Source organism: Clostridium sp. JNZ X4-2 (assembly GCF_054889485.1).
The window spans coordinates 191784-209564 of the sequence record NZ_CM142685.1 but is presented as its reverse complement, the minus strand read 5'-3'; the positions used below and the strand labels follow the sequence as shown (position 1 = coordinate 209564).

Below are 17781 nucleotides of genomic sequence, written 5' to 3'. Positions count from 1 at the left end.
TTATTATATTGTTTTTAAAATAAATGCAGTTTTATGGTATCATAAAATTATATAAATATCTAATGGTACTGCAAATAACTAAATACGGAGGTAAAAATACATGAAAGCTGAAATACTATGCGTAGGAACAGAGATTTTACTCGGAGATATAGTTAATACCAATGCCCAATTTATTTCCAAAGGGCTGGCGGATCTGGGTATAGAAGTATATCACCAGTCTGTAGTTGGGGATAATCCCAAAAGACTTTTAGATGAATTAGAAAATGGTTTTAAAAGATCAGACATTATAATTACAACAGGAGGTCTTGGACCTACTCCAGATGATCTAACTAAAGAAACCGGAGCTGAATTTTTCAATAGGGAATTGATTTTAGATAAAAGCTCATTGGAGGATCTAAAGGATCATTTCAATAAGATGGGCAGATCCTACTCAAAGGGGAACAATATAAAGCAGGCCTATTTTCCTAAGGATTCTACCATATTTCCCAATCCTCATGGTACCGCTCCTGGATGTGCTATGGAGGAAGAGGGCAAAATCCTGATAATACTTCCAGGCCCTCCAAAAGAAGCTGCACCCATGTTTGCCAATTATGTAATACCTCTTTTGAGAAAATACAGCAGTGGAATAATAAAATCCAAGGTACTGAGAATTTGCGGAATAGGTGAAGGTATCATGGCAGAAATGGCGTCAGATATTATAAACAATAATACCAACCCCACTGTGGCTCCTTATGCTAAAGAAGAAGACACAATACTTAGAATTACGGCAGAAGCTTCTACAGAAAATGAGGCCCTGGATCTTATAAAACCTGTGGAAATTGAGCTCAGGAAAAAATTTGGAGTAAATATCTATGGTGAAGACGATATAAAGATGGAAGAAGTACTGGGTAAAATGCTTATAGATAAAAACTATACCATATCTTCAGCGGAATCCTGTACTGGTGGATTAGTGGCTGCAAAACTTATAAACTACCCGGGTATATCTGCAGTACTTAAAGAAGGTGCTGTTACCTACAGCAATGAAGCTAAAATCAATAGACTTGGAGTTAAAAAAAGTACCCTGGATAAATACGGTGCTGTAAGTTATGAAACTGCAAGAGAGATGGCTGAAGGTATAGCCAAGACATCTAATACAGACATAGGTATATCTACTACCGGAATTGCCGGTCCCGATGGAGGCAGCCCAGAAAAGCCTGTAGGTCTAGTGTATATGGGGCTTTATATCAAGGGTAAAACTCAGGTTAAAAAGTTCCAGTACTTTGGAAGCAGAGCTGCCATAAGAAGAAGAGCTGCAATGAGTGCCCTTGACTGGATACGAAGAGAAATCATAAATATATAGATATGTGAAATCTAGATTTAAAACTTATTTACAAAAGGGTATAACACTTGATATAGCATTATACCCTAAATAAGCTCAGGTTATATTTAGTTTTTTTTATTTTTGGTTTCTGTCTTTTTTTCCTGTTCTTCAGGATGATTGAAATATTCACAATAAGGAGCTACAGGACAATGCTCGCAGTCAGGTTTTCTGGATTTACATATGCGCCTTCCATGCCATATTAAATAATGATGGGAATCACTCCACATATCTCTAGGTATATTTTTCATAAGCTCCATCTCAACTTTATGAGGTGTATTTCCCCTTGCTATTCCCAACCTGTTAGATACTCTGAATACATGGGTATCCACTGCAATAGCCGGTACTCCAAAAGCATTGGATAAAACTACATCTGCAGTTTTCCTTCCTACTCCAGGCAGCTTAATTAATTCCTTCATGGTATCTGGAACATGTCCTTGATAATTTTCTATAATTTCTCTACTTGTTTCCAATATATGTTTGCTCTTATTTCTAAAAAATCCACAGCTTTTTATTTTCTCCCCCAGTTCCTCCTCCGTCAATGAAACCATTTTTTCAGGAGTATTAAATTCCTTATACAATTCACTTGTAACCTTATTTACCCTCACATCTGTACATTGGGCTGAAAGCATGGTGGATACTAATAATTCATAAGGTGAATTAAAACTCAAAGCACATTTTGCCTCAGGGTATGTTTCACTTAATATTTTTAATATTTTATCTACATCTTGTTTATCCAATACTTGTCACCTTCATTGTAATTTATAAACTCCTCTATATTTTTCAGGTAAAAGCTTTGCAATTTCATACATGTAAAAATCAATTACCCTATTATCGTATTCATGTTTTTCTTCCCCTTTATTTTTTCTGGGTACCTGCAGTTCCCTTCCTATATTCACCACCACCTTGGCAGAATGAAAACTTTCCAAAGCCATATCTTTATTATTTATGGGCAGAAGTTTTTCAGTGCCGTATATACCTACGGGAATCACCTTGGCTCTGGATAATTTCTGTATAAGTACTACCCCTCTCTTGCCTTTATTCATAGTAGCTGTTCTGCTCCTGGTGCCTTCAGGAAATATGAGTATGCTTTCACCTGATTTCAGTGTTCTGACTATATTGGAAATGGCACCTTTATCTGCTGAGTTCGGCATTATGCCTATGGTCTTCGTCATGCTCATTCCCAATTTAGTAAGACAATTGTCATTTAACTTTCTACCTGATACAAAGGTTAAATCTTCCTTCTTAAATATATGTCCAAGCACCAGCGCATCTGAATTACTTAAATGATTACATATAAATATAACGGGTCTTTCAACTCCATCCAAATGTTCCATACCCTTAACCTCTATACTTGCATACTTATTTAAGTAACCTATCAATACCTTTTTTGAAATGTACCTGACTAATCCTTGGGGTAAACATCCAATTAGCCTAGCCATCCATGGAGAAATCATAAATAAAGCCACCTTTCATTTTATATAACATATAATTTTAAAATAATACCATTATATAAATTATAATTTTAAAATATGCAAAAGTCTATCATAATAATTTTTTACATAAGCAGACCTTATATTTTTTACATTAACATCCCTGCCTAAAATAAGTGCATTTATTATACCATTTCTCTGGATGATATTTTTACCTCTCCATCCACAGGAAGTATTACTGTACCTTTCTATAAACATCTTCTTGTCTATATTTACAATTTCATTCAAATCTACATTTTCCATAAAATCAAAGGGCTTAAAATCTTTTATGCTGGAATAAGCAGCATCACTGTTGTGTGGACAGGCTTTCTGGCATGTATCACACCCAAATAGTCTTCCTTGAAATTTTGTAAACCATTTGCTGTCTATATCCTTTTTTTGAGTAATATAGGACATACACCTGTTGGAATTCTTGGATCCGATAAGAGCCCCTGTGGGGCATGCAATTTCACACAATCTGCAGCTGCCACATTTACTTTTCATAGGCATATCACTTTTCATTTCTATATCAGTTATTATTTCTCCCAAAAACACATAGGAGCCATACTTATCTGTAATAAGCATATTATTTTTTCCTATAAATCCTATCCCGCATTGAAAAGCTATATATCTTTCAGGCAGGAAATTACTATCTACAAAATATCTGGCTTTTCCCCCCAGACCTTCTATAAAACCACATACCCTTTTCAAATAATTTTTTACCACCTTATGATAATCTTTTCCCCTGGTATACATTGAAAATTTTACGTCCTTCCGCCCATCATCCTTTTTAAACAAATAGGGAAAGGCAATAGATATTATTGTCTTTCCCCCATCCATATATTCATAATAATTAATCCTCTTTTTAATATCAATTTCTTCAAATTCATTTTCCAATAAATTTTCTTTTCTATAACAAAGGCAGCCTTTAAGCTCAGTATATATTCTGCATCTGGTAAATCCTACAGTATCCAATCCGATTTTATGGCAATAATCTAATATTTTCTCCTTGTAATCCAATGTTTCACCTACTCTTACAAAAATCTTATATTACCATTTCATTATATATCTTTTTTCTTTGTCCTGCATAATCTTTTATTTCTATAACATCTGCGCTCTTTCTATTATATATAATCCTTACAGGGATTCCAACTGCAGTACAATCGGAAGGTACATCCTTCAGAACTACGGCATTGGCACCTATTTTAACATTATTTCCTACAACTATTGGTCCCAATATCTTAGCACCGCTTCCTATCAATACATTATTTCCGATAGTAGGATGTCTCTTGCCTGTATCCTTCCCAGTTCCCCCCAGGGTTACTCCATGGTACAACGTTACATTGTCACCTACTTCGGCAGTTTCTCCTATTACGACCCCCATTCCATGATCAATAAACAATCCCTTGCCTATTTTAGCTCCTGGATGAATTTCTATACCAGTCAGCATTCTGGATATCTGCGATATTAATCTGGCAATAAAAAAACATTTTCTTTTATAGAAAAAATGAGATATTCTATAGTGTATCAAGGCGTGTATAAATGGATATACCAAAAACACTTCTACTGGATTTCTAGCAGCCGGATCATTTTTCATGGCATTTTTAATATCATAAGATAATAATCTAAATGGATTTTTCATTATTATATCACCCTTTTTAAACTTTTATTTCAATTTTTTATTTAAGTGTAAATATCTTCTCACAGGGAAATACACATCCCTGTGAAAAGTTATCTAAAATATCAAAATCTGCTGCAAATTAATCATACAATCCCATGGAAAGATACTTCTCTCCTCCATCAGGTGCTACTGTAACTACTTTCTTGCCCTTTCCCAACTTCTTAGCTACCTGTATAGCTGCGGATATATTAGCTCCTGAAGATATTCCCACTAATATTCCTTCTTCTTTTCCCATCAATCTAGCATATTTAAATGCTTCTTCATCTGCTATAGTGATAATCTCATCCACAAGTTCTGATTTATATATATCCGGTACAAATCCTGCACCTATTCCCTGTATTTTATGAGGTCCTGTCTGGCCACCTGATAAAACCGGTGAAGCTGCAGGCTCCACTGCGATTACTTTCGTATTCTTATTGTGCTTTTTTAAATTTTCTCCCACTCCTATTAATGTTCCACCAGTACCAACGCCCGCTATAAATGCATCAACATCATTTAAGTCCTTTAATATTTCTTCAGCTGTAGTGGCATAATGTTTTTGAGGATTTGCTTCATTTACAAATTGCTGTGGTATATAGTATCCTTTTTTACCCTTGACAATTTCATAAGCTTTTTCTATAGCACCTTTCATTCCCTTGGTTCCATCTGTAAGAACCAATTCAGCTCCATAGGCCTTTATCATATTTCTTCTCTCTACACTCATGGTCTCCGGCATGACGATTATGACTTTATATCCTTTTAATTTTCCTATCATGGCAAGAGCTATACCTGTATTTCCACTAGTAGGCTCAACTATTGTTCCTCCCGCCTCTATAAGATTTTCTCTTTCTGCTCTTTCAATCATTCCAAGAGCAGCTCTATCCTTAATGCTTCCTCCCGGATTATATTTTTCAAGTTTAATATATATATCAGCTGAATTTGCATCCTTAAAATTATCCAATTTAAATAAAGGTGTATTTCCTATCATATCTATGGCATTATTAAATATCATTATTTTTCCTCCCAATAATTTATTTCAACAACTTCAAATAATTTTATTTTGACGTCAAAAAAACTCCCTCTCTACATTTTAATATAGAGACGAAGCTTATACTCCGTGGTCCCACTCTCTTTGAATCCATTGAGGATTCCACTCTTAATCAAACACAGCGCTATGTTCTATCACTATAACGGGTGATCCCGATGTAACCTACTACTGATTCGGTACATAACTCCAAAGAGCACTTCACTTAAACTCCATTAAAAAACTTTTCAGCCTATAGTTTTTTCTCTGTATAACTTTTATTTAAGTTACTTTTCTTTTTCAAAGTATTTCTGAGTAATTTACTATGATTTATATTATATATTATACAACTAGAAGAACTTTTGTCAATATTATTTTTAATTTATTTAATAAAATAATTACAAAATTTATTGCACATGAAATGTTCAGCCTATTCAGTTGATTTTACTTTCCATATATAATATAATAATATAAATAACAATTATTTATTAATAATTAAAACAAATATATCTAGGGGAGGATTTAATGTCAAATTATAAACTTCAACAAAGTCATGAAGGAAAGATTAATGAGGACTCAAATAAAAAGGTTAAAGATGAAAACTTTAAATCTATAAAAAAATGGAAGTGTCTTGTTTGTGGAGTAATATTTGAAGGAAATGAACCACCGGAGGTTTGTCCAGTATGCGGTGCCGATGCCAGTCAATTTGTAGAAGTATCTGAAAAAAGTCCTGGAGATTTTAGTGCAGATAAAGATGAGGACTTTATAATAATTGGAAATGGTGCTGCAGGGTACCATGCCGCTGATTCCATAAGAAAGAGAAATAAGAGCTGCAGTATATCTATTATTTCTTCTGAAAACACTATTACTTATTATAGACCTGAACTTTCAGATTATCTTTTAAAACCTGTACCTGATAAGGATTTCTATCTTTCTGATAAAAATTGGTATAAAAACAATAATATAAAACTTATTTTAAACTGCACTGTAAAAAATATAGATACAAGTTCAAAAAAAATAATTGGAGAAAATGGACAAGAATTTTCATATGATAAACTTATACTTGCAAACGGAAGCTCCAATTTTATAATTCCAATAAAGGGCAGAGATAAAAAAGGAGTATTTTCTCTAAAATACCTGTGGGATGCAAAAAATATAAAAAACTACATGTCTAAGTCTAAAAATGCAGTAATAATTGGTGGAGGACTGTTGGGGCTTGAAGCTGCATGGTCAATTAAGAACTTTGGTTTGGATGTTACAGTAGTAGAATTTTCAGACAGACTGCTGCCACGTCAATTGGACTCCGAAGGCGCCCTGCTTTTTAAAGAAGCTGTTGATAAATCAGGTGTACAGGTAATATTAGGAGACTCCGTAGAAGAAATATTGGGAGAAGAAAAAGTATCCGGTGTACGATTAAAAAGCGGAAAAATTATAAAAACCCATATGGTCTTATTTTCCGTAGGCGTACGTCCTAATAAACAATTAGTTGAAAATACAGGTATAAAAACGGATAAGGGAATAATAGTAACAGATAAAATGGAAACCTCTATAAAAGATATATATGCCTGCGGAGACATCTGCCAGTATAGAGGAAGAGTTTATGGAAACTGGCCTGCTTCAGAGCAGATGGGTAAAGTTGCCGGGGCCAATGCCTCAGGCGATGAAATACATTTTACAGACTTTATATCTTCTTCGATATTTACTTCTATGAACACAAACTTGTTTTCCTGTGGTACAATTTCACCTGATTCTCAAATTCTGTCTTTAAAAGATCCTTCAAATAATAACTACCAAAAATTGTTCTTTGAAAACAACAAATTGGTAGGTGGAATATTAATGGGAAACACAAAAAAATCAGGAAAAATCATGCTGGCAATACAAGGTGGAAAAACCATGCAGGACATGATAAAAGAGAATTTTCTTCTTTAGTTTGATAACTTGAAGGTAAGTAGACTGGCTTTTATATGCTGCATACAGTCAGTTTACTTTCTCTTCATATCTAAATAAAACTGCGTTAACCTCTCCTCCTAAAATAGTTATGACAGATAAAATAAAAAGCCAGGTCAAAAGAACTATTGCAGCTCCTATACTTCCATAGATTATAGAATAATTTGCAAAATTATTTACATAAAATGCAAACCCTATAGATACTACTACAATACCTGCTGCAGAAAAAACCGCTCCTGGAATTATTTCTTTCCATGTAAGCTTCACACTGGGAGTATAAATATATACAGCTGCAAAGATAAATACAGTGGAAACAAACATAATCACATATCTTAATATATCCCATATAAAGTTAAATTCCTGGGAAAATCCCAAATTAGAGGCCAACATACCTCCAAGCATTCCTCCAAATACCAAAAATAATATAGTAATTACCATTATCACCGTTATTCCCAAAGTACATAATATTGATACAGCATATATCTTAAATAAAGTCCTGTGTTCTTTCTGATTATATGCTTTATTAAGTGCCTTTATCACTGCGTGAAACCCACTGGAAGAAGCCCATATTGTAAAAATCAAACTTAGATATACCATCTGGGTATTTTTGGTAGTTGTAATTCTAACCACAGTGCTCTCTATTAATTCCAATATATTTTTAGGCAATATATAGCCTAGTACAGTTAATATATCACTGCTGTTTACATCGCTGTATCCTATAAAACTTATAATAAAAATTAAAAAGGGGAAGAAAGAAAATATCAAACTATAAGCAAGTTGAGAAGCAAGTGCTAGAACATCATCTTCCATAAATCTAATAATAAACTCTTTTAGCTTATCTGCATTTTTTTTTGTCAACTACATCTCTCCTTTCTCATTTACCAACCTTTTACTTAATAACAATTTAATTTTTATCCCATAGCTGTTATTGCTAGCACCCAAGGCCTTGTAAATCAATGGATAATCAAATACTGTACCCCCTGATAAACTCTTCACCTGAATCTAAAATCGCTTGATATTATAAATAGTATGCTGTATTTTTATTAATATTATAATTTATCCATTTAAATGTTAAATTATAATATTAATAACACTATTGAACTTATGTCTTAAAAGAATTAAACTTATTGTCGAGGAGTTTTGTATAAAATAAAACTCTCACATAAATAAAAATAGAAGGAAGGAATGCAATTGAAAAACTTCATAAAAAGATTTCTATTATTTTGTGGAATTTATATGCTTGTTCAAGGATTTCATTACACTACGGTACTGGCATCAGATAATTTGGACAAGTCTTCTGCAAAATCTACCATCACCAGTACAACTAATTTACCTAATACTTCTTCCAATTCCACAGATAACAGCAGTGAAAATACCTCATCTGCAGCTAATTTAAGCTCTGTGCAGAATTCATCAGAGAAAAAATCCGCGGATGAAAATACTGTATCTAATGTTGATTCAGCCTCTGCACAAAGTTTATCTAATGAAAATGATACATATGATGCAAGTACTAGTCAAAATACAACTTACAATACTATAATTAAATCCGCTACTCCCATTAATAAAAGCTGGAAAATAGAATTTAATGAGCCAGTGGATATAGCCTCTTTAAAAGATAAAATAAAAGTAGTTGATAAAAACAATAAGGAAATTCCCATAGCCTTGTCTTCAGCAGATAACAATAAATCCGTTGTTGTAACACCTACAGTTAATTATGACTATGATTCCGACTACACTCTGACTATAGGAGAAGATATAGTATCCTTATATAACAGGAAACTCAGAAATCCTACTGTGGTAAAATTTAGAACAGTCCCCTCTATAGTATCCATTGACGATATAAATACGACTATAGATCAAGAAGATGATTACAGTTTGCCTGCAAAATTACCTGCGAAAATGTCGGACAATTCCACAAGCTCCGTAGATGTGTCCTGGGATAAGGATGAACCCTCAAATATGACAAGTATACCGGGAAACTATGTTTTTAAAGGCACAGTAGAAGGCTACAGTAAAACAGTAACTTTACAAGTAACTGTAAACCCATTTGTACCTGTGCAGTCCATTTCAAATGATTATAGGACTCAGTCATCAATAGGTACAAGCCTCTATAATTATCTTATGAATTATGACAACAGGCAGTCAGTTTTGGAAAGAGCTATAGAGCTTCATGATGGGGATACCAGCAACAATTGTGTATATTTTGCCAGTGAAGCCCTTAGAAGAGCCGGACTTGATGTTCCAGCCTATGTGGCAAATACTCTCACCCTTACATCTGTACTGGAAAGCATGGGCTGGAAAATCGGCTATGATTTATCTCTGCTTCTGCCCGGCGATATATGTTTTACCACAAGTTACGGAAATGGTCCTACTCACACATATACCTTTATGAAATGGGCGGACCCCTCCAGCTTTGACTATGCATACATATGTGACAATCAGGGTTATGACTATGGAGGCAATGCATACCATATAAGAAATATAGATTTTGAAACTTCAACAAAAGATAAATTGTCCTATTTTATGTATTTAGCTTAAATAAACTCATAAAAAAAGAATCTGTACATGTATACAGATCCTTTTTTATGGGGAACAATATCAATCGTTAATTGCGTTTATTTGAAATATCTGTTTAACAATCCTTGAAATGCACATCCATGTCTTGCTTCATCCTTGCACATCTCATGTACTGTATCGTGAATTGCATCATAATTTAATTTTTTAGCCAGAGTTGCCAGATCTTTTTTACCTTTACATGCTCCTGCTTCCGCATCTATTCTCATCTGAAGGTTTTTCTTTGTATCCGGCACCACAACTTCTCCCAATAATTCAGCAAATTTAGATGCATGTTCTGCTTCCTCAAAAGCTATTCTCTTGTATGCTTCCGCAACTTCTGGATATCCCTCTCTGTCAGCCTGACGACTCATAGCAAGATACATTCCTACCTCAGAACATTCTCCAGTAAAATTAGCTCTTAATCCTTCTAGTACTTCGGGATCTACTCCCTTTGCAACACCTATTTTATGCTCATCCGCCCAATTATCCGAGTCCTCTGATTTTTCTACAAATTTATCTGATGGAGCACCACATACAGGACATTTTTCAGGTGCCTTTTCTCCTTCATAAACATATCCACATACTGAACAAACAAACTTTTTCATATAAAATTCCTCCTAAATTCATTTTATGTAATTAATTTTATTAACTCTCTTGAACAATTATTATTATATAACATTAGTTATTATTTTGCAAGAGTTTTTAATAAAATTCTATAAAAAAATGGAGGCATGACATATGCATACCCCTGATTTAAAACTTTACAATTTCTTTCAATATATCATTTTCCACTTTGCTGCAGTCCGGCACATAGCTTTTAAGTAATTTCATCTTCCCTTTCAATGTATAATTCTCTAAAAATGCAGGGATAAGAAAGCTATCTCCTTTAAATATGTTTTCGGCTCCATTATCATATATTATCTGTCCCTGCCCGTCAACACAGGTAAATATATAAAACCTTTCCCTATCACTTGTTTCTGAAGCTTTATCATAAATATCATACAACTCCAGCGAAAACTCCTTTGCGAGGCACAAATAAGTTTTTTCAAAACCATCTCTTTTTAAAGTTATTCCCCTGCTTTTTTCCCCTTTTAAATTCAAATCTACTACATCCAGTGCCTTTTTAACATGAAGTTCTCTTCCCCTGCCATAATCATAAACCCTATAAGTCACATCACTGCTCTGTTGAATCTCCGCTATAATAACTCCTTGGCATATAGCATGAACGAGCCCGCTTTTTATAAAATATACATCACCTTTTTTAACAGGCACTCTATTCATAAACTTCTCCAGATTTCCCTGTTTAATAGCATTTCTAAACTGATCCATAGTACATTCTCTTTTAGTTCCCACTATTAAACTGGCACCTTCAAAAGCATCTACAACATACCACACTTCCGATTTGCCGGAATCATTTTCCACCTTATTAGCATACATATCATTTGGATGAACTTGTATGGAAAGTTTATCTGTAGCATTGATTAATTTTATGAGAAGGGGAAATCTTTCTTTTTTAATTTCAGTTCCTAAAAGTTTCTCCCCCAGTGTATCAATGAGTTTGTCAAATTTAACTCCTTTTAATTTTCCATTAGCTACTGTTCCTGTACCATTTTTATGGCATGCAATGTCCCAGCTTTCCCCTATCTTTCCTTCCGGAAGGTTATTCCTGAAAGCTTCTAAATCTCTTCCTCCCCAAATTTTCTTATAATACAAATTTTCAAATTTTATAGGATACAAAGTAACCCATCTCCTTATATTAGAACTACATAATTATATTATAACTCTACAAAACAGGCTATTTTCATCATTATAAAAAAATAATACACAGAAAAATTTTATCCGCCGGATAAGTTTTTCTATATATTATGATTTAATCTTCAATATATTTTTTTATTTCTTCAAAACCAGTCTTATCTAAACTACTGACTTTAAACACGGGTTCAGCACCTGCCATATTTAAAATTTCTTCTACAATCTCAATGTCACTGCTTCTTTCACAAAGATCTGTTTTAGTTATTATACCTATAACAGGCTTGGCAAACATACCTGCAAAACTAGGTGGAAATATGATATCCAAATTTGTACACTCCTGAAAAACAGCTATTGCATCACAATCTGCCGAAAGAACTGAAATTGCACTATAGAGCCTGTTCTCTATATATTCTCCCGGTGTATCTACGAATGTGCCATTTAAAAATTCCGGGGCCTGAGTTTTTTTATAAGTTATCTCCTGGTCCGCCATAACCTGGCAAAAAGTAGTTTTCCCGGATCCCGCTTTGCCTATCAATAATAAAGTTTTCATAATAATTCCCCTGCAATCCCTATGATTTAGTTATATCAGCCACAGAAAATTTAAGTATCTTGCTCAAAACATTAATCACTTCTCTCAGTGCAGATTCCACACTGGAAACATCTCCAGTTATAACTAAGGATCCACTGAATCTGTCTACAAATCCAATATAAACCTGTGCTGCTTTTGTGGCTACATCTGCTGCTATAATTGCCGCTTCACTGGGAGTTATAGTTAGTATTCCTATGGCGTTCATATTTTCACTTATCAGTCCAAGTTTCCTGTATAAATCTTTATTGGGATTTGCTATTACATGTGCTAGTGTAACCTGTTTTCCTGGAACATACTCTTGTATTACCCTCTGCTTTTCTTCCATAATCATCACCATAAATACCTTTACAAATATTGAAAGATATACCTTCCATAAATACCATCCTTGTATTCTTATGTTTAAATTTTATACTTGAACTAAATATTTGTCAATAATTATCCCTTTCCGGCTATTCATTACTCCATGGCATTAAAGATGAAAATCCTTCTATTTATTAATAAATATCTTTAAATAATTTTTTTACATCCTCTATTTTGGGGTTTTTTGGATTTGTACTGGTGGATCTGTCCTCTATAGCTATTTGAGCCATTTCCTCCAGACTGTTATAAAATTCTTCTTTTGGAACCCCAAACTCTCTCAATGAATCAGGTATATTCATGTTCTTCAGCAGATCTTTTACAGCATCCATAAGATTTCTAACAGCCTGCCTTATACTTGTAGAAGGCATTCCAATAATGTTTGCCAGATATGCATATCTTTGAGCTGTCTTTGTATATTGGCTTGAATTAAAGTCCATAATATCCGCATTATATTCTATTACGTGAGACAATATTATTGCGTTGCTTCTTCCATGAGATATATGATATCTGGCACCAATGGTATGAGCCATGCCATGGTTCAATCCCAATGAAGCATTATTAAAGGCCATACCTGCCATACAGGATGCATTATGCATCTTTTTTCTGGCCTCTAAATCATTTCCATTTTTATATACCTTCAAAATATTTTCAAAAACAAGTTTTACAGCCTTTTCTGACAAGGCATCAGTAAAATCGTTGGCTTTAGTTGACACATATGATTCTATGGCGTGAGTAAGGACATCCATTCCGGTGTCTGCAGTAACAAAATCTGGAACTGTCTTTACTAAATCTGCGTCCAATATTGCCTCATCAGGTAAAAGTTCTTCTGCTACAAGTGTGGATTTTATATTATTTTTTGTATTTGTTATAACTGAAAAATCAGTAACCTCTGAACCTGTTCCGCTGGTGGTGGGTATAGCTACAAATTTTATCTTCTCCTTATTATTTGTTTTCTTTACTTTTAAGCTAAAATATTTTATGGCCTTTGCCGAATCTATAGCCGAACCTCCTCCTAATGCTATTATAATATTAGAATTAAATTTTATCATGGCTTCCGAGCCCCTTACCACCACTTCTGTAGATGGATCGGGAGTTATATCTGAAAACACCAGATATTCAGCCCCAGCCTTTATTAATTCATCAGTTATCATATTTATAGCTCCAGACTTAACCATAAATGGATCTGTCACTATAAATACCCTCTCATTTTTAAATTTACTTAACCTCTGCAGAGGGCTGTTTCCAAAATATACTTGAGTTTGAACCTTAAAATCACTCATAAATTTTCCTCCCTTAGTGTAAAAAACAGCTTCTATTTTATCCCATTGCTATATTAAAAAAATATTATTACAATTATTATGTAAAATATAGAAATATATTATTCTTCAATATTTTAAATACAACCTTAAATTAATCATGTGAGTTAAAATTCAAATTTATGGAGAATCAGATAATCTGATGCAAAAGCAATTTTTAGGCATCAGCTATTATTTAAGAAAAAGATAGAGGTTAAGATTGGACTTTTGGACTTTGAGTTTACCCTATGGCTGCCATTGCTGACAGCCATAGGCTTGTATGCTGGGAGATGATAAGCAATGCTGCGCCCCCGAATAAATTTTTCTAAGATTGGGTATGAAAATCATTTCTTATAAGAAAGCTTCACCCTGACTAAAAATCACTTGATAGTTTTAAAAACTACTTTTCTATTACAACTACCGGTTTAATTAAATCCTTAGGTTTATCTTTCATAAGCAAAAGTGCCTTTTCTATATTTTCAAAACCGTTGTATACATGAGTGACAAGTTTACTTATATCAACCCTGTTATACCTTACAAGATCTATTAATCTCTCAATTCTCAGCCTTCCTCCGGGGCAAAGTCCCCCCTTTATGGTTTTATGAGCCATCCCGCATCCCCATGCTTCACGAGGTATAGGCAGGAAGTCTCCTTTTCCATGATAATTTACATTGGAAACCACTCCCCCGGGTTTAACCATGGTTATAGCCTGTGCCAGAGTATCAGTATTCCCTCCAGCTATGATTACACGATCAACGCCCTCTCCATGGGTCAGATTCATGATTTGATCAACAATATCTCCCTCTTTATAACTTACTATATCAGTTGCTCCATAACTCCTGGCAACTTCAACACAAATTTTTCTTGTTCCAACACCTATAAGCCTCCCTGCTCCACGAAGTCTGGCTCCTGCCAAGGCCATTAGTCCAACTGCCCCTATACCTATAACTACTACACTTTGTCCTAATTCTATTTCTGCCAGCTCTGCACCATGAAAACCCGTAGTCATCATATCTGTTATCATGACAGCACTTTCCACAGGTATTTCATCCGGTAAAATTTCAAGATTTGCATCTGCTTCATTTACGTGAAAATAATCTGCAAAAACTCCATCTTTAAAATTTGAATATTTCCATCCTGCAAGCATTCCACCTGAATGCTGCGGAAACCCTGCCTGAGATTCTAATGTTCCCCAATCAGGTGTAGTGCATGGTACTATTACTCTATCACCCGGCTTGAAATCTTTAACCATATTTCCTACTTCAACTATTTTTCCTACTGCTTCATGTCCTAAAATCATATTATTTCTTTCTCCAAGGGCTCCCTCAAATACAGTATGAATGTCAGATGTACATGGTGAAACAGCTAGTGGAGAAACTATAGCATCATATGGACCTGCTTTTGGTTTATCTTTTTCAATCCATCCCGTCTTACCAGCACCTATCATCGCAAAACCTTTCATAAAATAAAACCTCCTAATTTATAAAATGTCATATCTTCATTATTATAAAAGCAAGATTCATTCCAGGATGTTAAAATTTTAACCATATTATCGCATAAATGGGGTTTTTAACTTTATGAGAAGTTTATTTGCATCACAAAAACAATTAATATTGCACCTGTGTACCGTATAAACCAAGTTTAAAATAAATTAAATCTTTGATCATTTATTTATATACTAATTTTTTAACATGAGTGTTGTAAAATACTACAATACTTATTTAAAAATTGTGGTGTTTTACAACACTGTTGTCTTTTTATACGGTATTTTAAATCATAGGAGATAAATATTTGATAAATATTTATCATCGGATTTTTATGTTGAATTTTTTTATTTTGCTATACAGGGTGCTCCTGTTTATCTGTAAAACCCTGGCAGCCCTGGTAATATTATAATTACATTTTTGTATGCAGTCCGCTATAGCCATTTCCTCCCACTGCTCCAGCGAGTACATATTATACTTAAAACCTTTTTGTTCATGATTTACTTTCATTTTACAACAGCTTTTATCTTTAAAACTAAATGAAGTATTTCCATTCATGTTCACAATGTTTTCAATACAATTTTCAAGTTCTCTAACATTGCCGGGCCAATTATAATTCAAAAGTTTTTCATATAATTCACCATCTATTATGGGTATAGTTTTTTTTAATTTAATAGATTTAACTTTCAAAAAATGTTTAATTAGTATTTCTATATCTCCTTCCCTGTATCTAAGAGGTGGAACATAAAGCGGAATTACACTTAATCTATAATACAAATCCTCTCTGAAATTTCCCTTTTCAACTTCCTCTTTCAAATTTTTATTGGTTGCTGCAATAATCCTTACATCCACACTTATGCATCTGTTTCCACCAAGTCTTGTAACACATCCTTCCTGAAGTACCCTCAATAAGTTCACCTGCATATCCAATGGCATTTCACCTATTTCATCCAAAAATAAGGTTCCACCATCTGAAAGCTCAAATTTTCCGGCACGTCCACCTCTTCTGGCTCCCGTAAAGGCACCTTCTTCATATCCAAACAATTCACTTTCTATTAAATTTTCAGGTATTGCACCGCAGTTTATAACTACAAATGGATTATTTCTTCTGCTGCTTCCATTGTGAATTGATTGAGCAACCAGTTCCTTACCTGTCCCGCTTTCACCTTGAATTAAAACTGTAGACGGACTATCTGCTATATTTTTTGATTGATTTATCAATTTACGTACTATTTCACTTTCCCCTATTAAATCATCGAAAGTATAAGTAGCCGTTTTACCTATATATTTGTTTACAAGATTGTATACTTTATTCATGTTTTTAAACATGGCCACCATTCCTGTTATAGTACCATCTTGATTTTTTATAGGATATACATTTAAATTAAACCTTTGCCTTTTATCCCCATAAGAATATAATATCTCCCTATTCTCATAAATTTTGCCTCTTTTTAATTCGCTGAATATATTTTCCCAATTATTTAAAATATTGTCCACGCTCTTGCCAACCACTTCTTTTTTTACATATAGGATATCACAGGCACTATTATTTATAGCTCTTATCTTTCCATTATCATCAACGGCAAGAATCCCCGAGCTAATGGAATTTATAACTTTATCCATATATTGATGAGCTTGAAACAATTCATACTGAGTCTCTTCCACCTTTAATTGGTTTTCAACATATCTTACTGATGCAACTACAAGTCCTAAAGTATGAGGATGCACCAGCTGACGTCTTCCCGTTAAATTTAAACATCCTATTATACTGCCTTCTCCATTATGGATGACATCTGCTGAACAAGTCCAGGTATAATATGTAGTTATAAAATGTTCTTCTCCTGAAATCTGAACTGCACAATTTTCATAAAGGGCAACACCTATGGCATTAGTACCTGTGCTTTTTTCACTCATGTCAGCACCTTCTACAATACCCATCTTTTTTTCTTCTTCTATTATATCTTTATCACCTATAATAGTTAGAACAATGCCCCTTTCATCCGTAAGATACAGTGAAAATCCTGAATTTTTCAAGAATTTATATAGTATTTTCATAAAGGGTTTTACAACTTTTATAAGCCCTCTATTTTTTTCCACTACTACATGAAATTCCTTATCCTTAAGTATTTTTGTTGGAAAGACTCTGTCTTTATCTATTCCATACTGAATACATCTTTTATGAGATTCCGATATTTCTTCATCAATCTGAAAAATAATAACACTTCCCCTTTAATATTTAAAGAAAATATAGGATAAATTATAATAAAATTACCTATATCTAAATT

Annotated in this window: 16 protein-coding genes and 1 other annotated feature; of the genes, 3 read left to right on the top strand and 13 right to left on the bottom strand. The window is 33.7% G+C overall.

The features are described from left to right. Positions 1-100: 100 nt before the first annotated feature. A complete protein-coding gene (locus ACYUJ6_RS01200; protein WP_461844081.1) occupies positions 101-1339 on the top strand; it encodes a competence/damage-inducible protein A in 1239 nt (412 codons plus the stop codon). An 86-nt stretch (positions 1340-1425) separates the two neighbouring features. Here ACYUJ6_RS01200 and nth read toward each other — a convergent pair whose 3' ends face one another. From nth to cysK, 5 genes are all read right to left on the bottom strand, one after another. After that, a complete protein-coding gene (nth, locus tag ACYUJ6_RS01195) occupies positions 1426-2097 on the bottom strand; it encodes an endonuclease III (RefSeq protein ID WP_461844080.1) in 672 nt (223 codons plus the stop codon). A 12-nt stretch (positions 2098-2109) separates the two neighbouring features. Further along, positions 2110-2814: a lysophospholipid acyltransferase family protein gene (locus ACYUJ6_RS01190; RefSeq protein ID WP_461844079.1), complete on the bottom strand. Its 705-nt coding sequence runs from the start codon at positions 2812-2814 to the stop codon at positions 2110-2112. 60 nt (positions 2815-2874) lie between these two features. Next, on the bottom strand, positions 2875-3849 hold the full coding sequence (queG, locus tag ACYUJ6_RS01185; RefSeq protein ID WP_461844078.1) for a tRNA epoxyqueuosine(34) reductase QueG: 975 nt from the start codon (positions 3847-3849) through the stop codon (positions 2875-2877). A gap of 25 nt (positions 3850-3874) precedes the next feature. After that, a complete protein-coding gene (gene epsC / locus ACYUJ6_RS01180) occupies positions 3875-4471 on the bottom strand; it encodes a serine O-acetyltransferase EpsC (protein WP_461844077.1) in 597 nt (198 codons plus the stop codon). A 118-nt stretch (positions 4472-4589) separates the two neighbouring features. After that, on the bottom strand, positions 4590-5501 hold the full coding sequence (cysK, locus tag ACYUJ6_RS01175) for a cysteine synthase A (protein ID WP_461844076.1): 912 nt from the start codon (positions 5499-5501) through the stop codon (positions 4590-4592). An 82-nt stretch (positions 5502-5583) separates the two neighbouring features. After that, positions 5584-5826, bottom strand: a binding site (T-box leader). A gap of 212 nt (positions 5827-6038) precedes the next feature. On the opposite strand from cysK, the gene ACYUJ6_RS01170 reads away from it, so the two are divergent. After that, entirely contained in the window at positions 6039-7442 is a 1404-nt protein-coding gene (locus ACYUJ6_RS01170) for an FAD-dependent oxidoreductase (RefSeq protein ID WP_461844075.1), read from the top strand. Positions 7443-7490: 48 nt separating this feature from the next. Here ACYUJ6_RS01170 and ACYUJ6_RS01165 read toward each other — a convergent pair whose 3' ends face one another. Next, the gene (locus ACYUJ6_RS01165; RefSeq protein WP_461844074.1) at positions 7491-8318 is read right to left on the bottom strand and encodes a YihY/virulence factor BrkB family protein; all 828 of its coding nucleotides are present in this window, start codon (positions 8316-8318) and stop codon (positions 7491-7493) included. 333 nt (positions 8319-8651) lie between these two features. Here ACYUJ6_RS01165 and ACYUJ6_RS01160 point away from each other — a divergent pair, with 333 nt between their 5' ends. Beyond that, positions 8652-9998, top strand: a complete 1347-nt coding sequence (locus tag ACYUJ6_RS01160; protein ID WP_461844073.1) for an Ig-like domain-containing protein — start codon at positions 8652-8654, stop codon at positions 9996-9998. Between the two features lie 77 nt (positions 9999-10075). On the opposite strand, the gene ACYUJ6_RS01155 is transcribed toward ACYUJ6_RS01160, so the two are convergent. The 7 genes from ACYUJ6_RS01155 to ACYUJ6_RS01125 all read right to left on the bottom strand — a co-directional run bounded on the left by ACYUJ6_RS01155 (position 10076) and on the right by ACYUJ6_RS01125 (position 17710). Further along, positions 10076-10621, bottom strand: a complete 546-nt coding sequence (locus ACYUJ6_RS01155) for an NADH peroxidase (RefSeq protein WP_461844072.1) — start codon at positions 10619-10621, stop codon at positions 10076-10078. Positions 10622-10769: 148 nt separating this feature from the next. Continuing rightward, positions 10770-11753 (bottom strand): type I phosphomannose isomerase catalytic subunit, encoded by a 984-nt coding sequence (locus tag ACYUJ6_RS01150; protein ID WP_461844071.1) that lies wholly within the window; start codon positions 11751-11753, stop codon positions 10770-10772. A 133-nt stretch (positions 11754-11886) separates the two neighbouring features. Further along, positions 11887-12318, bottom strand: coding sequence for a EutP/PduV family microcompartment system protein (locus ACYUJ6_RS01145; RefSeq protein ID WP_461844070.1), 432 nt, complete (start codon positions 12316-12318; stop codon positions 11887-11889). Between the two features lie 19 nt (positions 12319-12337). Beyond that, positions 12338-12688 carry an ethanolamine utilization microcompartment protein EutS gene (gene eutS / locus ACYUJ6_RS01140; protein ID WP_369705281.1) on the bottom strand — a complete coding sequence of 117 codons (351 nt, stop codon included), beginning with the start codon at positions 12686-12688 and terminating at the stop codon, positions 12338-12340. Between the two features lie 163 nt (positions 12689-12851). Further along, entirely contained in the window at positions 12852-13997 is a 1146-nt protein-coding gene (locus tag ACYUJ6_RS01135; RefSeq protein ID WP_461844069.1) for a 1-propanol dehydrogenase PduQ, read from the bottom strand. 415 nt (positions 13998-14412) lie between these two features. Further along, positions 14413-15474, bottom strand: coding sequence for an NAD(P)-dependent alcohol dehydrogenase (locus ACYUJ6_RS01130; RefSeq protein ID WP_461844068.1), 1062 nt, complete (start codon positions 15472-15474; stop codon positions 14413-14415). A 343-nt stretch (positions 15475-15817) separates the two neighbouring features. After that, positions 15818-17710, bottom strand: a complete 1893-nt coding sequence (locus tag ACYUJ6_RS01125) for a sigma-54-dependent Fis family transcriptional regulator (RefSeq protein WP_461845404.1) — start codon at positions 17708-17710, stop codon at positions 15818-15820. Positions 17711-17781 lie beyond the last annotated feature (71 nt).

Coding starts and splice junctions, on each gene's coding strand:
- ACYUJ6_RS01200 (WP_461844081.1), top strand. CDS start 101: ATGAAAGCTGAAATACTATGCGTAGGAACAGAGATTTTACTCGGAGAT.
- ACYUJ6_RS01190 (WP_461844079.1), bottom strand. CDS start 2,814: ATGATTTCTCCATGGATGGCTAGGCTAATTGGATGTTTACCCCAAGGA.
- epsC (WP_461844077.1), bottom strand. CDS start 4,471: ATGAAAAATCCATTTAGATTATTATCTTATGATATTAAAAATGCCATG.
- cysK (WP_461844076.1), bottom strand. CDS start 5,501: ATGATATTTAATAATGCCATAGATATGATAGGAAATACACCTTTATTT.
- ACYUJ6_RS01170 (WP_461844075.1), top strand. CDS start 6,039: ATGTCAAATTATAAACTTCAACAAAGTCATGAAGGAAAGATTAATGAG.
- ACYUJ6_RS01155 (WP_461844072.1), bottom strand. CDS start 10,621: ATGAAAAAGTTTGTTTGTTCAGTATGTGGATATGTTTATGAAGGAGAA.
- ACYUJ6_RS01145 (WP_461844070.1), bottom strand. CDS start 12,318: ATGAAAACTTTATTATTGATAGGCAAAGCGGGATCCGGGAAAACTACT.
- eutS (WP_369705281.1), bottom strand. CDS start 12,688: ATGATTATGGAAGAAAAGCAGAGGGTAATACAAGAGTATGTTCCAGGA.
- ACYUJ6_RS01135 (WP_461844069.1), bottom strand. CDS start 13,997: ATGAGTGATTTTAAGGTTCAAACTCAAGTATATTTTGGAAACAGCCCT.
- ACYUJ6_RS01130 (WP_461844068.1), bottom strand. CDS start 15,474: ATGAAAGGTTTTGCGATGATAGGTGCTGGTAAGACGGGATGGATTGAA.